Raw genomic sequence first — 14,750 nt, 5'->3', positions numbered from 1 at the left:
CAGTTTGGACAGGTTTGCGTTTCTTTATTCATATGGAAACAGCATTCTATCTCTTTTTTTTGGAATGTATCATTTTCACCTTTCGACGCTACGGTTTTTTGATTATACTTGAGAGAATGAGTTGACTTTGAATTGTATTTGATTGGAGGTGCACAATGGCGTATAAAGATGAAAAACTGTCCGAAGAAAAAGTGTTCAAAGATCCGGTGCACCGCTATATCCATGTGCGGGACAAGGTCATCTGGGACGTCATTGGGACGAGGGAGTTTCAGCGCCTTCGCCGGATCAAGCAGCTTGGGACGACGTATTTGGTCTTTCACGGCGCGGAACATAGCCGTTTCCATCATTCGCTAGGCGTCTATGAAATCGTCAGAAGGATTGTGGATGATGGGTTTGATGGTAGACCGGAATGGAATCAGGAAGAGCGGCTTGTTACGCTGTGCGCAGCACTTTTACATGACCTTGGGCACGGTCCTTTTTCGCATGCATTTGAAAAGGTGTTCGATCTGGATCATGAAAAGTTTACGCAAGCCATTTTACTAGGGGATACAGAAGTGAATGCTGTGCTAACCCGTGTGGCGGATGACTTTCCACAAAAAGTGGCCGATGTCATCGGGAAAACGTATCCGGATAAACTCGTTGTCAGTTTGATATCGAGTCAGATTGATGCGGATCGGATGGATTATTTGCAGCGCGACGCTTATTTCACGGGTGTATCTTACGGTCATTTTGATATGGAACGGATTTTACGGGTCATGCGGCCTGCGGAGGAGCAGGCGGTTATCAAATATAGCGGGATGCATGCGGTGGAAGATTACATCATGAGCCGTTACCAAATGTATTGGCAAGTGTATTTCCATCCCGTTTCGCGCAGCGCAGAAGTGATTTTGACGAAAATTTTACATCGTGCGAAACATTTATATGAAAGCGGGTATATCTTTAAACAGGAGCCTGGTCATTTTCGCTCGTTTTTTGATCGGACATTTGCGCTTGAAGAATATGTCGCTTTGGATGAAAGCATTTTGCTCACTTATTTTCAAATTTGGATGAAGGAAGACGATCCGATATTATCGGATCTTTGTTACCGTTTCATCAATCGGAAGCTGTTCCAATATGCGGAATTTGATCCCGCGACGGAATACCGTAAAATCGGTGAACTTGAGCAGCTATTCAAAAAGGCAGGTATCGATCCAGCATATTATTTGTTGGCCGATTCTTCCTCGGATTTACCTTATGACTTCTATCGACCGGGCGAAGAGAATGAGCGATTGCCGATCTATTTGCAAATGCCAAATGGCGAGTTGAGTGAGTTGTCGCGGTCTTCGGATATCGTCGATGCCGTTTCTGGAAAGCGACGAACCGACCATAAATTATATTTTCCAGAAGATTTATTGGAAGCGGGGAAAGAGACAAACCCGTTATACGGAAGGATTTTAAAGTTATTGAAAGGCTGAGAAAGGGGTGGCTCTCTTGTTGCAGGAGCATGCCAAAATTGTGCAATTTGTAGCCAGGGCACAGGAAGTGACCGGTCGGAAAAAGATGCAGAAAATGATTTATATCGCTAAAAAAATGAATTTCCCATTTGCGGAAAAATATGAGCTCCATATGTACGGCCCATATTCCGAAGAATTGACACTGCGAATCGAAGAATTATGCGAGATGGGCTTTCTTGCGGAAGAGTGCATGGACAAGGGGTCGTATGTCCAATACAAATATAATGTAACGACCGAAGGGAGCCGTTTTCTTGAAACGGCCCACACGCCTCCCGAAACGCTTGGGACATGCATTGATTTGATGAACGGGAAAAGCTCCCGTTTTCTTGAACTGGTATCGACACTGCTTTACTTCGATCATCTTGAAAAGGACGAACAAATTGCCAAGGTCCATATTGTGAAAAATAAACTGAACTTCACCGAAGAAGAAATGACTGCGGCATTCGATTTTATTGAAGAGTTACAAAACTATGCGATCCATTGAAAAAAAGCTGACCTGGAAGAATTCATTCCAAGTCAGCTTTTTTCGCGAAATCTTATAGGTCGCTTTTACGTTTTCCAGCATGTGCATAATTACTTTTTGACATTTCTTCGATAATGACATGAATCGCTTCAATCGGTGCACCTGTCGTTTCCGCAACGACATCCGTTACTTTTTCGCACAAGGCACGTTTTTGTTCCTCTGTCCGACCTTCGACCATCTTCACAGTTACAAATGGCATTCCATTTCCCCCTTTCCGCAAAAATCCGGTATAGTATAGATAATATCAGACTTGGAGGGGTAAGCGAATGGCAAATGAGCAAAAACCAAAACAAAAATTGGGCTTCACGATTATAAAAGATGATCCAACAGACGGGCATGGCGGATTTGGGATTGGGTCATTGTCACTTGAAAATGTATCTCCCGTCATCATCGACGTCGAAGAAGGGATTGCGCGCATTGAAATCGGAGCGATGCATGCCCGTAGTGACACAGAGCGTGGCATCAAGTTCACCGCGAACCGGGAGGATTCGGAAGGTGGCAAGCCGTACTGGCTCGTCTGGGTCACGATTGATTTTAAAGAGGAAGGCCCTTATTACGCGGGTGTCACAGCATGCGAAATGGTCGTCAATCGTGAAAAGCGCCGCGGTTACAAAATACTTGCCGACCACGTCAATCGCATGGACAAATCGATGAAACGTCAAATTATCGTTGATCATATGGATGATAAATCTAAACGTATTCTAGCTGAATTCTTAGCAGGCCATAATCAAGAAATGTGGCAGCGCAGTGAACCGAAGTTATTCACCGACCTTGGACTGGAATCTTCAGATTTATCCCGCTTTAACGGGCAGTAAGACTCCCACCTCAAGGCTAAAGTAAAGCGATAAGGATAGGTGGGAGATCAACTGCCCGTAAAAGCCCCATTGGTTCAACTAACAATCAGTGGGGATGGGGAACCCCCCCACTGATTGAAGTTTCACTTTATGAACAATTTGTGACAAATATCGCATACTTCGGCATCCGAGGTTGAATGTCACTTAGAAAGGAAGTACACTGAAACCATAGCTTGCAATTGGAGGCTAGGACAACCGGAATTGTGCGTTTCCTATCGGAGCCGTATCAAACAAACCCAAGCATGATACATTATTCGACAGGACGCCTTGCCCGGTAAAAAAGCTTTCCTTTCCTGAAGTTGCTCAGGAAAGGAAAGCTTTTTTGATGTTTGAGGAATGAAAAAAACTTTGTAACTAGAGGGACTCTAGGCATTCAAGTACCCGTATCGCCCAAACTTTAAAAGGGGTCGCTCAATCCAGTGCCCGTTGCGCTCAATTTTCAACGTGTGTGCTCAGAGTGTAGCCTGTCGCGCTCAAACTTCCGTGGGAGCGCTTAAACTCCAGCAGTGGCGCTCAAAGTATTGCCATCCGCGCCCAAACTCCAAAGGGAGCGCTCAAAGTATTGTCATCCGCGCTCAAACTTCAAAGGAAGCGCTCAAACGTCACCGTGGGCGCTCAAAGCAAAGCCAACCGCGCTCAAACCTTCACCGCAAACGCTCAATTCACTCATTCAAAAAACGAAAATGGAAACAGTTCGAACTTTTTATTTTCGCCTTCTTCATCCGAAGAGTAGCGTTGTTCGCGCAATGTTTTATCTGTGCATAGTTTTTGTGGCATATCTTTTTCTTTTACATAGACTAGTCTTTGTCTCTCGCATTCATTAACTGCGATGCCGCCTGTTTCGACGTCGACGATGACGCTGCTGACGCCATCCGGTGGGATGAAGGGTTCGGCTGGTTTGCCACTATGCACTTTTTCCATGAAATCGATCCATATTTTTTTGGAAGCGGCTTTGTCTTGAGAGTCGGTCAATTGCTGGCCGACGTCGAATCCGGTCCAGATGCCAGCTGTCAGTGACGGTGTATAGCCGATGAGATATTGATCTGAAATCGTTGTTCCGGATTTTGCTGCGTAAGGTCGTGTTTGCTTTTGGCGCATGGACAGCCCTGTCGCATACGTATAATCATTGAAGACGGGGTCGAACATGCCGGTCATCAAATGGGTGAGCACGAAAGCGTCTTGTTCTGAAAGAATATGTTTTTTACTTTGTTTCGGATGTTCGTATACTGTTTTCCCCTCGGCATCTGTAATTGATAAAATGGTCGTCGGTTGAATATCTACTCCGCCGGAAGCGATCCGATTATAAGCGTTAGTCATATCGAAGAGGGTCACCTCGGATGTGCCAAGTGCAATAGCAGGGGATTCCGGGAAATCAGTGTGAACGCCGAGTCGATCCGCCATTTTGCTAAACTTCTTATAACCGATTTCCTCCAATGTTTTGACCGCGAAAATATTATCGGAAATGGCAATGGCTTGCGCAAGGGAAATGGGTTGTCCAGCAAATTTTCCATTGACGTTATTCGGTTCATAAGTGGAGCGGCCATCATCATAGGTGAAAATGGTTTTTTCAGTCGACATGAAGGTGAGTGGGTTGAATCCGTCTTCCAATGCCGCGGCATATAGAATGGGCTTCATCGCCGAACCGGGTTGCCGATTTGCTTGCGTTACCCGGTTGAAGGGGCTCTCGGTGTAATCGACTCCGCCGACCAATGAGGTGATCGCGCCTGTTCCGGGTTCAATGGACATGAAACCGACTTGCAACTCGCTGTCCGGCATCCATTTGTCTACCATCTCTTCAGCGGTTTGTTGGTGATGCTGATCTAATGTTGTCCGTATGGTCCAGCCGCCTTCAGCCGGATGCCGTCCTTTTGAAGCGAGAATCTTTTCTGCTTCGCGCCACACTTCATCTAAAAAATAGGGAGCGACCCGCTTGGCATCGACCCATTCACGCGTTTTCAACGCAAGTTGTTCATTGGCTGCACGTTCTTCTTGCCGCGCTGTAATATACCCCTGATCTTCCATCAAGGAAAGCACAAGCAATTGACGTTCACGCGATCTTTCGGGGTTTTCGATCGGTGAATAAATGGATGGCCCTTTCGTAATGGCGATGATGGCCGCGGACTCTTCCAATGTCAAATCTTTAGCAGGCTTGCCAAAATAAAACTTGCTTGCCGCTTCCACACCATACATGCCATGGCCGAAGTAGACCGTATTCAAATAGCCTTCCAAAATGACATCCTTGTCATAAAATATTTCCATCCGATAAGCGTAGAGCGCTTCTTGGATTTTACGTGTCCACGTCTTTTCGAACGTCAAATATAAGTTTTTGGCGTATTGTTGCGTGATCGTGCTGGCACCTTCTACTTTTCTTCCAGCTTTGGCGTCTCTCAAAAGGGCGCCGGCTATCCGGCGATAATCAAATCCGTTATGTTTATAAAAATTCTTATCCTCAACTGCTACGGCTGCATCGATTAGAAAAGGGGACATATCATCGAGATCGACCCAATACCTGCGCTCGGCCGAAAATCGATCGCCGATTTGGTTGCTATTTTTATCGAGGAAGACGGACGCTTTCGGCACACTTAAAGAAGGTGCACCAGCAATTTGTGCATACAGTCGTAGCGCGAGGAATAAGGTCAGTGCAGCGGTCAGCATCGTCACCGTTAACAGCATCAACCGTCGTAACGTCGATCGCATCTTTTTCTTCTTCACATATTCTATACGTCGCATACCATCCCGTCCTGTCCGTTTCTTATACATCACAACCAGTATGCGACGCCTGAGACGAGATTAAACGACAATCTGCTAAAAACATCTAACATTGGATAGATTGAAATGTAAGCGGGAAAAAGGATATAATAAAATGATATTCAGGACAAAAGTACAGGACGCATAAGAACAACGAGCGTCTAATCTGTAGACAATTGAAAAGGCGGTGAACGTATGGACTTGCAGGATCGTGTACGCACTGTCGCAATCCGGCTCCATTCGTCAATTCAGCATCCTGGACAGGACAAGGAAACACATGAGATGCACTTGACAGGAGAACTGATCGATAAAAAAGGGATAACCTATTTGAGATATGAAGAGAAACAAGATGGAAGTCGAGTGTCAACGACCATCAAATTTGGAGAGGAAGAATCGCTTATTCTCCGTGGTGGTGCCGTGTCCATGCGATTGCCTTTTGCGATTAACGAAGAGCGGATGGGGACGTATGGAAGTGGGCCCGCGACATTTGATTTGCTTGTCAAAACAAACGGGCTAGAAATTTCTAAGAATGCAGACGATACCGGAGGACGTTTTGATGTGCAATACGAATTGCACGGGGAAGGCGCATTGCTCGGTACATATGAACTAACGATTACATATATGGAGGGAACACAATGAACGCGGTAGAACAAATTCAACACGAAGTGAAATCAGCATTGCGCCAAGCGGTGATCGAAACAGGACTTGTAGAAGAGGCAGCACTTCCGGATGTCATGCTGGAAACACCGAAAAACAAAGACAATGGCGACTATGCTACGAACATCGCGATGCAATTGACAAAATTGGCGAAAAAGCCGCCGCGTGCAATTGCGGAAGCGATTTTGGAGAAATTGGACACGTCCTCGACAGCCATCGAATCTGTTGAAATTGCAGGACCAGGTTTCATGAACATCCGCTTGAAAAAGGATTATTTAGGGGAAATCGTCAAAACGGTGCTTGAACAAGGCGAAAATTACGGTCGTTCCAATTCAGGAGATGGCGAAAAGGTTCAAGTGGAATTCGTGTCGGCCAATCCAACCGGCGATTTGCATCTGGGCCATGCGCGTGGGGCATCCCTCGGCGATTCATTGTCCAATGTCCTTGATTTTGCAGGCTATGCGGTTGAACGTGAATACTATATCAACGACGCAGGTAATCAAGTGCATAACTTAGCGAAATCCGTAGAAGCTCGCTATTTCCAAGCGCTCGGTATGGATGTGGAAATGCCGGAAGACGGTTACCAAGGCCCGGATATCATTGAAATCGGTAAGCAATTGGCAGAACAATATGGCGATCAATATGTCAATGTTCCGGAAGAAGAGCGCTATACATTTTTCCGTCAATATGGACTTGATTTCGAATTGGAGAAATTGAAAAAAGACTTGGCCGATTTCCGGGTCATGTTCGATAGCTGGTTTTCAGAAACCTCTCTTTATGGGAATGGTAAAATCGATGTCGCGCTGGAAAAATTACGTGCAAACGGCCATGTATACGAAGAAGACGGTGCAACTTGGTTCCGCTCTACGACATTCGGGGACGACAAAGACCGCGTGCTCATTAAAAACGACGGGACTTATACGTATTTGACACCGGACATCGCCTATCATGAGGACAAATTGAACCGTGGTTTCGATAAGCTTATCAATATTTGGGGTGCGGACCACCATGGCTATATTCCGCGTATGAAAGCAGCCATTGAAGCGCTCGGTTACGACCGGGATACGCTGGAAGTCAGCGTGGCGCAAATGGTGCAGTTATATAAAGATGGCGAGAAATTCAAAATGAGTAAACGGACTGGGAAAGCCGTTACATTGCGTGAACTTGTAGAAGATGTCGGTCTAGATGCTGTCCGCTATTTCTTTGCGATGCGTTCGGGCGACTCGCAAATGGATTTTGACCTTGACCTAGCCATTTCCCAATCGAATGAAAACCCGGTGTACTACGCTCAATATGCGCATGCACGGATTTCCTCGATTTTACGTCAAGCCGGAGAAACAGGATTGTCCGCATCCGTGGAAAACGTCTCTTTATTGCAAGCGGAAAAAGAGCTAGAATTGCTGAAGAAAATTGGCGACTTCCCGAAAGTCATTAGTGATGCAGCAAGAATGCGTACACCGCACCGTGTGGCAACGTATATCCAAGAACTTGCCGCAGCATTCCATAGTTTCTACAATGCGGAAAAAGTATTGGATCCGGACAACCGTGAACTGTCTGAAGCGCGACTTGCGCTCATTACAGCAACGCGGACGACGATTGCAAACGCGTTGAAATTGATTGGCGTTTCCGCGCCTGAAAGAATGTAAGGATGTAGCCGCTGCACAGTTGTGTGGCGCTCAGCCTGTTGACAAACGCTCGCATCCGTTGTTGAGGCCCACAGGAAGTAGGTCATGCATCCGTTGCCAATCGAACAGCAGAGGGTTCGATTTGCCTTAATTTCTGTGCTCTTTGCAGAAATTAAGGCACCTTCTTTCAGGACGCGGCGCCCTTAGGATGCCTTCCTTAATCGCTCGTCCGCTCATGAACTCTAGTTCGATTCGCGTCTTCGCTCGACTTCGCACGGGCTCGCAGGATGCAAGTCATGCAGGCGTCGCGCTCTTAGCCTGCCTTCCACATGACAAGCGTTTTCAATCAGGCTGAGGAAATGCCTAATGACGAATTACTTCATAAAAAAGAGTGTATGCAAAGTCATAAATGGCTTGGCCTGCACTCCGGCCGCTGCACAGTTAGTTGTGTGGCGGTTTTTTCTTAGAAAGGGGAAGGTCGATGAAGGTGGAAAAAGAGCATTTTACGATTTCATCTGAATATGTCGCTTTACATGTACCAGAGCCTTTGCGGACATTATCTTCTGCCGTCCATAATGCGGGATTTGGCTGGTATCGGACATTTGTCAACCGGCATGTCGATGCCGCCTACAATAGTGACGATGCCAAAGCTGAAATGGCGGAATACCTTGAACAGCAAGGATTTTCCGTAATGGACACGGTCGGGATGATGACCGCGGTGACGACAGAACACGCGGAAGTCGAGGCGTACGAAGGTGATTTCGGTAAGGTTTTAATTGCGGTGACGGCCGGTGTCGGCAATGCGGTCGATGTGTCCGCTTCCTTGACCCGAGATCGCCAATCGCGCATCGGAACGATCAATACGTGGATCATCGTCAATGGTCATTTAGCCGATGAAGCGTTCATCCAAGCGATCATCACGGCGACGGAAGCAAAGTCGAAAGCATTGCAGGTAGAATCCATTACCGACCCGCTCACCGGTACCATTGCGACCGGTACATCGACGGATAGCGTGCTCGTGGCTGCCACGCAACAAGGTGCAACGATTCCGTATGCAGGTCCGATCACACCGCTTGGTAAACTGATCGGCCATGGCGTTTACGAATGTACGGTGCGCGCTATCCAAGTTTACAAACGGGCGAAAGGATGGACGACATGATCCCTGCACATTTCATCGCGATTGCGATCGGTTTGTTACTCGACCGGATCATCGGCGATCCACCCAATTGGCCGCATCCTATTCGCTGGATCGGCACGTTCATTTCGAAAATGACCGCCTTGTTGAATAAAGGACGATTCCGCACTGGAAAAGGAGCCTTATTGCTGTTCATAACGGTCGCACTCGTTTTCAGCTTTGCATTTTTACTTGTCGGCTTTGCCTATCAATTCCATGTCTATCTTGGTATTTTAATGGAAAGCGTACTCATTGCCATCGGACTGGCGCAAAAAAGTTTACGAGACGCCGCACTGACGGTCTATGAACCGCTTGCGAAGAGGGATTTACTCGAAGCGCGCGAAAAACTAGCTTGGATTGTCGGGCGGGATACGGAAAAATTACAAGAGCCAGACATTGCACGCGGCGCCATTGAGACAGTTTCGGAGAATACGGCGGATGGCATCACCTCTCCGCTATTTTGGGCATTTTTGCTCGGCGCACCGGGCTTATGGATGTACAAAGCTGTCAATACATTGGACTCAATGGTCGGTTACAAAGATGAACGTTATGAGCAGTTCGGTAAGTTTTCAGCCCGGGCGGATGATCTGTTGAACTTCATTCCCGCACGGATCACGGGGATGCTCATCCTGTTGTACACGCCCAATGAAGGGAAACAATCTTTCTTGAAACGCTTTGCCGGTTGGAATCGAGATGCAAGGCGCCACCCGAGTCCGAACAGCGGATTTTTGGAAGCAGCTACGGCTTGGCAATTGGGTGTCAAGTTAGGTGGAAAAAATACATATCGCGGTCAAGTATCCGAACGACCGGAAATCGGTCCGGGTATCGTACCGCTTCGCGCCAACCATATTAAATCGGCCATCACCGAAATGCATCTCGTAACGTTTGTCTTTTGGCTGGTGATGACCGTGATTGGAGTGTCTTTCTATGCGATTGCCTGAACACGGTGCCAATCCGCACCACGTCTATGAAAGAGTTGGAATCGATGTGCCGGAACGGGTACTGGATTTCAGTGAAAACGTCAATCCGGCAGGTCCGCCGTCGAACATTCAACAAAGATGGCCAGATTTCTTGGGGCAATTAAGTGCCTACCCCGATCCACAAGGGGAACCGTTTTTATCGGCGACGGCCGAATTCCACGGTGTGTCAAAAAACGATGTCTTCGCCGGAAATGGAGCAGCGGAACTGCTTGCGCTGATCGCGGAACGTTATCGTGGCAAGCGCGCGGTCGTTGTCCATCCGACTTTCTCCGAATACGAAGCGACATTGACGGCTAAGCATGTGGAAATTGTCCGCGTCACGGCAAGTGCAGCGAACGCTTTCCGGTTGCCGGTCCAAGACATTATGCGGGCGATGGACGGGGCAGCTGTCCTTTATTTATGCACGCCAAACAATCCGACCGGCATACTGCCCGAACAGCATGAATTGGCAACCATCATTCGTCATGCCAAAGAGGTAGGATGTGAAGTCGTCTTGGACGAGGCGTTCATCGATTTTGTCGATGAATCGTTGTCCTTCATTGCACAACTAAAAGAAAATCCACATGTTCTCGTCGTCCGCTCAATGACAAAAATGTACGCCATTCCGGGAATCCGTCTCGGCTATGTCATTGCTGATCCCGCTATCATCCAAGAAATCAAAGCGCTAGCACCGCACTGGAATGTCAATGGTATCGCCGCACAGATTGGGACAGCTTGCTTACAAGAAGAAGCATATAGACAACAGGCGATCGACTATAGCAATAGGCAACGTGAAAGCATGAAAGCCTTTCTGCAAGCGCAAGGGTGCATCGTCACAGATTCCGTGACCAATTTTCTGTCGTTCAAACCGCCGGAAGGACAAGAAGCGAAAGAGCTGTACCAGATGTTATTGGAAAAAGGGATCGTTCTCAGACATACCGAAAATTTCCGAGGCATGGATGGTGAATGGTTGCGGATTGGCATGAAAAACGAAGCGGATATGGCCGTATTACAATGCGTTTTAGAGGAATTACTTTCATCTCTCGCATCTACAAAATTGACGTTCATTAGCGGCGGTGTCCGCAGTGGGAAAAGTGGCTATGCTGAACAATTGCTGCTAGACAAGGCGCGGCAACATGGCGGTCGGTTCGTCTACATCGCTTCCGGCACAGCGACGGATCCCGAAATGCAAGCGCGCATTGCGAGACATCAACAGGATCGGGCTATCCAAAATTGGACGACAATGGAACAGCCAATGCAACTGGAAAACATCTTACCGAACATCCAATCAGGTGATCTTGTGTTATGGGATTGCGTGACCACTTGGCTGGCCAATGAATTATTCGATGGTTGGGAAACGGGAACTCCCTGTATCAACCAACCCGGCTGCATGGAACAAAAATGGAGCCGGCTGGAAGCAACACTGGACGCACTGTTGGAAAAGGTGGCACATCTTGTCATTGTATCCAACGAAGTGCAAGACGAATGGCCAGCAGGGAGCATCGAAACGGAAAGATACCGTCAATGGATCGGTCAGATTCACCAGAAACTGGTGGACAAAGCGAACACGGCGATTGAAATGGACTACGGTATCCCTACGTTTTGGAAAGGAGGGACAGGCCGATGAATGGATTGATTGTGCTAGGCACCGCATCGGATTCCGGCAAGACGATGATCTGTACGGCGCTCTGCCGGATTTTGGCAAATGAAGGCGTACGCGTCGCACCGTTCAAATCGCAAAATATGTCCCGCTTTTCCACGACAACGGAAAAGGGGGAAGAGATGAGCCGTGCACAGTTCCTACAAGCGGAAGCGGCACGGACTACCCCATCGATCTATATGAACCCGATTTTACTGAAACCGGTTCCCGGCATGAAATCGGAAGTGCTCATTTTAGGTGAAAAGTTTGGCTCTGTTGTAGGCATGACATATCGCGAACAATTTTTCAAACGCGGTGTGGAAGCGATTCGAACATCTCTTGCTAAACTAGCAGAAACGTACGAAACGGTCATTATCGAAGGGGCGGGAAGTCCGGCCGAAGTGAATTTGAATGACCGGGAAATCGTCAATATGCGCGTTGCGGAAATCGCGGATGTCCCCGCGATTTTAGTGGCGGATATCGACCGTGGAGGCGCCATTGCCTCGATTGTCGGCACATTACAATTGTTGCCGCCAGAACACCGTTCACGCGTCAAAGCGATCATTATTAATAAATTCCACGGAGATGTTTCCTTCTTCCAAGAAGGCATCGATTTCATTGAATCCTACACAGGCATTCCGGTGGCAGGCGTCATTCCATTTAAAGCGAATCATGGCATTGAAGAGGAAGATGTCGATCGACCGGTAGCGGTTGCACCCGAGGGCGTCGATGTTTACGACGAATGGGCGTCGCATGTGAAGGCGCACTTGAATTGGCCGCTCATGAAGGACATTTTATCGGGACGGGAGTGAGGATATGACAGGCATTTGGTTGGCGCTACAATTTTTCACATCCGTTCCGATCAAAAAAGAATTGCCGCTTGGTCGAAAAGAAGTGACAGTCATGTATATGACTCTACCATTTGTTGGAGCTGCAATTGGACTGGGCATGTATACAGTGTCCGTTACCATGCATGAATGGCTTGGCATGGGGCCGCTTTTGACCGCGGTCTTCATCGTACTCACAGGCATCGTGTTAACGGGCGGATTGCATCTGGATGGCTGGGCCGATATGGGGGATGCTTTCTTCTCTTACAAGGATCGAGAACAGCGACTTGCCATTTTGGAGGATCCGCGACTCGGAGCATTTGGGACAATCGCGCTTGTGTTATTGATTGTTGTGAAAATCGCATTGTTCAACGAGCTATTGTTGCGCGACAATAGTTCGTTGATCTTGTTGATGACCATCCCCTTGCTGGCAAGAGCAGGAATGAACATGTATTTCGCAACGGAGCGTTTGGCGAAAAACAAGGGGATTGCTTATTTTTTTCAAGAGAAGATGTCAGGAAAAACAGTTGTGGTTAGTTCGTTAATCATTTCGGCTGCTGCTTTGCTTCTACTCGGGATAACAATGGGAACATTTTCTGTTCCGCTTGCTTTGGCGATGCTACTTCTCGTGGGCATTTTTCTTTATCGGAAATGGTCGATTCGGCATTTTGGAGGGGTAACCGGTGACTTATGCGGCGCATTCATAGAAGGGATGGAGGCATTATTATGGCTGACCGTTTTGTGCTTTTCTTGATTCGCCATTTGCCGACGCAGGGGAATCGAGAGCGAAAATATATCGGGTGGACGGACGAACCGATACTCGAAACGGCAATCGAACAGCGTTGTTTGATCGCCACCTCAACCGTTTTCGGCAGCGATCTCGTACGGACTCGGCAAAGTGCTGCGGTTTATTTTCCGGCCGCAACATTCATAGCTGATTGCCGTTGGCGTGAATGCAATTTTGGGATTTTTGAAGGAAAAACGTACGCAGACCTTGAAAAGGATGAGGACTATCGAAGATGGATAGAGGATGCGGAAAGGAATCGGCCACCGGAGGGTGAAAGTTTAGCACAAGTGAAGACGAGGGTTCTGTCCGTGGTCAAGGAAATGCCTAACGGCGCGGTCGTCATGACGCATGGCGGTCCGATCCGTGTCCTGTTAACCGCTTTTTCACAGGAGAACAAAGCATTCTGGTCATGGGACATCCCGCATGGCGCGGCATATCGGCTGGAATGGGACAGTGAGAAAGTGTTCAGGGAGGGAAGAGCATGCACATCTATATCGGCGGTGCCCATAACGGCAAACGGGCTTACGTAAAAAAGAGACTAGCCTCCCGGGAAAGTGAATGGTTTGATGGAAACTTGCCAGACGGAAGGGATGCTGAGAATAGTGACCGTGTCCTTGTCCTGGCAGGTCTTGAAAAATGGTTAGCCACTGTGGATCTATCGGAGGAAGAAGCGATTGCCCAGGTGATGGAAGTGATCTGCAACCGGGAAGTCATTCTTATTTTGACCGATATCGGCCGGGGAATCGTACCGATCGATGGGAAACAGCGCCAATTGCGTGATACTTGTGGACGGCTCTACCAACGGCTGATCGGCGAAGCGGAAGAAGTGACGCGCATCTGGTACGGCATTCCACAAAACCTAAAGAAAAGGGGAGAAGGATAATGAAAATTTACACACGTACAGGAGATAAAGGGAAAACGAGTTTAATTGGCGGCCGCGTCGACAAAGATAGTCTACGTGTCGAAGCCTATGGCACAATAGATGAATTGAATTCATTCATTGGAAAGGCGATGACGGAACTCGATCCGGGCATTTTCAAGGATTTGCTGGAAGACTTGGAAACGATTCAAAACGAATTATTCGATGGCGGCGGTGATCTCGCCAATGTCATGAAAGAACGCCATTATAAATTGGGGGAGGAACGGATCGAAGTAATGGAGCAGCGCATCGATCAGCTAATGGAAGAAGCACCACCCTTGGAAAAATTCATCCTGCCGGGAGGTTCACCGGCTGCCGCAACACTTCATATTGCCCGGACTGTGGCAAGGCGGGCAGAACGGCAAACGGTGACGTTGATGAAAGCGGAAGAAGACGTTCCAGCTGTCGTGCAGCGCTATTTAAATAGACTTTCGGATTATCTTTTCGTGGCGGCGCGTATTGTCAACGCACGACTCAATGTCCCGGATAACGAATACGTCAGAAGCGCGAAAGTGTTCCGGACGGATACAAAAAAAGGCGAGTGA

At 47.9% G+C, this 14,750-nt stretch carries 15 protein-coding genes; 13 read left to right on the top strand and 2 right to left on the bottom strand.

Features of this window, described 5'->3' with window-relative positions:
* The first annotated feature begins 155 nt into the window (after positions 1 to 155).
* Together ACFPRA_RS09975 and ACFPRA_RS09970 are read left to right on the top strand one after the other, a co-directional pair.
* Positions 156 to 1,454 (top strand): HD domain-containing protein, encoded by a 1,299-nt coding sequence (locus ACFPRA_RS09975; protein WP_381433525.1) that lies wholly within the window; start codon positions 156 to 158, stop codon positions 1,452 to 1,454.
* 16 nt (positions 1,455 to 1,470) lie between these two features.
* Entirely contained in the window at positions 1,471 to 1,977 is a 507-nt protein-coding gene (locus ACFPRA_RS09970; protein WP_381433522.1) for a YwgA family protein, read from the top strand.
* 52 nt (positions 1,978 to 2,029) lie between these two features.
* On the opposite strand, the gene ACFPRA_RS09965 is transcribed toward ACFPRA_RS09970, so the two are convergent.
* Entirely contained in the window at positions 2,030 to 2,215 is a 186-nt protein-coding gene (locus ACFPRA_RS09965; protein WP_239392321.1) for a 2-hydroxymuconate tautomerase, read from the bottom strand.
* Positions 2,216 to 2,282: 67 nt separating this feature from the next.
* On the opposite strand from ACFPRA_RS09965, the gene ACFPRA_RS09960 reads away from it, so the two are divergent.
* Positions 2,283 to 2,831, top strand: coding sequence for a YwhD family protein (locus tag ACFPRA_RS09960; protein ID WP_381433518.1), 549 nt, complete (start codon positions 2,283 to 2,285; stop codon positions 2,829 to 2,831).
* 705 nt (positions 2,832 to 3,536) lie between these two features.
* On the opposite strand, the gene ACFPRA_RS09955 is transcribed toward ACFPRA_RS09960, so the two are convergent.
* Positions 3,537 to 5,600, bottom strand: a complete 2,064-nt coding sequence (locus tag ACFPRA_RS09955; protein ID WP_381433515.1) for a transglycosylase domain-containing protein — start codon at positions 5,598 to 5,600, stop codon at positions 3,537 to 3,539.
* Between the two features lie 213 nt (positions 5,601 to 5,813).
* Between ACFPRA_RS09955 and ACFPRA_RS09950 the strand changes: the two genes are divergently transcribed.
* The 10 genes from ACFPRA_RS09950 to ACFPRA_RS09905 all read left to right on the top strand — a co-directional run bounded on the left by ACFPRA_RS09950 (position 5,814) and on the right by ACFPRA_RS09905 (position 14,750).
* Positions 5,814 to 6,257: a YwiB family protein gene (locus tag ACFPRA_RS09950; protein WP_381433512.1), complete on the top strand. Its 444-nt coding sequence runs from the start codon at positions 5,814 to 5,816 to the stop codon at positions 6,255 to 6,257.
* Positions 6,254 to 7,921 carry an arginine--tRNA ligase gene (gene argS / locus ACFPRA_RS09945; RefSeq protein WP_381433509.1) on the top strand — a complete coding sequence of 556 codons (1,668 nt, stop codon included), beginning with the start codon at positions 6,254 to 6,256 and terminating at the stop codon, positions 7,919 to 7,921. The genes ACFPRA_RS09950 and argS overlap by 4 nt, the downstream gene beginning before the upstream one ends.
* Before the next feature lie 460 nt (positions 7,922 to 8,381).
* Positions 8,382 to 9,059 (top strand): adenosylcobinamide amidohydrolase, encoded by a 678-nt coding sequence (locus tag ACFPRA_RS09940; protein ID WP_381433505.1) that lies wholly within the window; start codon positions 8,382 to 8,384, stop codon positions 9,057 to 9,059.
* The gene (gene cbiB, locus ACFPRA_RS09935) at positions 9,056 to 10,015 is read left to right on the top strand and encodes an adenosylcobinamide-phosphate synthase CbiB (RefSeq protein WP_381434857.1); all 960 of its coding nucleotides are present in this window, start codon (positions 9,056 to 9,058) and stop codon (positions 10,013 to 10,015) included. Before ACFPRA_RS09940 ends, cbiB begins: the two co-directional genes overlap by 4 nt.
* On the top strand, positions 10,002 to 11,660 hold the full coding sequence (gene cobD / locus ACFPRA_RS09930) for a threonine-phosphate decarboxylase CobD (RefSeq protein WP_381433502.1): 1,659 nt from the start codon (positions 10,002 to 10,004) through the stop codon (positions 11,658 to 11,660). The genes cbiB and cobD overlap by 14 nt, the downstream gene beginning before the upstream one ends.
* On the top strand, positions 11,657 to 12,484 hold the full coding sequence (locus ACFPRA_RS09925; protein WP_381433499.1) for a cobyric acid synthase: 828 nt from the start codon (positions 11,657 to 11,659) through the stop codon (positions 12,482 to 12,484). Before cobD ends, ACFPRA_RS09925 begins: the two co-directional genes overlap by 4 nt.
* Before the next feature lie 4 nt (positions 12,485 to 12,488).
* Positions 12,489 to 13,253: an adenosylcobinamide-GDP ribazoletransferase gene (gene cobS, locus ACFPRA_RS09920; RefSeq protein ID WP_381433496.1), complete on the top strand. Its 765-nt coding sequence runs from the start codon at positions 12,489 to 12,491 to the stop codon at positions 13,251 to 13,253.
* Complete coding sequence (locus ACFPRA_RS09915; protein WP_381433493.1) at positions 13,226 to 13,816, top strand: histidine phosphatase family protein; 591 nt, start codon at positions 13,226 to 13,228, stop codon at positions 13,814 to 13,816. Before cobS ends, ACFPRA_RS09915 begins: the two co-directional genes overlap by 28 nt.
* Positions 13,768 to 14,169 (top strand): bifunctional adenosylcobinamide kinase/adenosylcobinamide-phosphate guanylyltransferase, encoded by a 402-nt coding sequence (locus ACFPRA_RS09910; RefSeq protein ID WP_381433490.1) that lies wholly within the window; start codon positions 13,768 to 13,770, stop codon positions 14,167 to 14,169. The genes ACFPRA_RS09915 and ACFPRA_RS09910 overlap by 49 nt, the downstream gene beginning before the upstream one ends.
* Entirely contained in the window at positions 14,169 to 14,750 is a 582-nt protein-coding gene (locus ACFPRA_RS09905; protein ID WP_381433487.1) for a cob(I)yrinic acid a,c-diamide adenosyltransferase, read from the top strand. Before ACFPRA_RS09910 ends, ACFPRA_RS09905 begins: the two co-directional genes overlap by 1 nt.

The sequence above is a fragment of the Sporosarcina soli genome, from assembly GCF_042655805.1.
Classification (GTDB): Bacteria; Bacillota; Bacilli; order Bacillales_A; family Planococcaceae; genus Sporosarcina; species Sporosarcina soli.
This window is presented reverse-complemented; position numbering and strand designations above follow the sequence as displayed.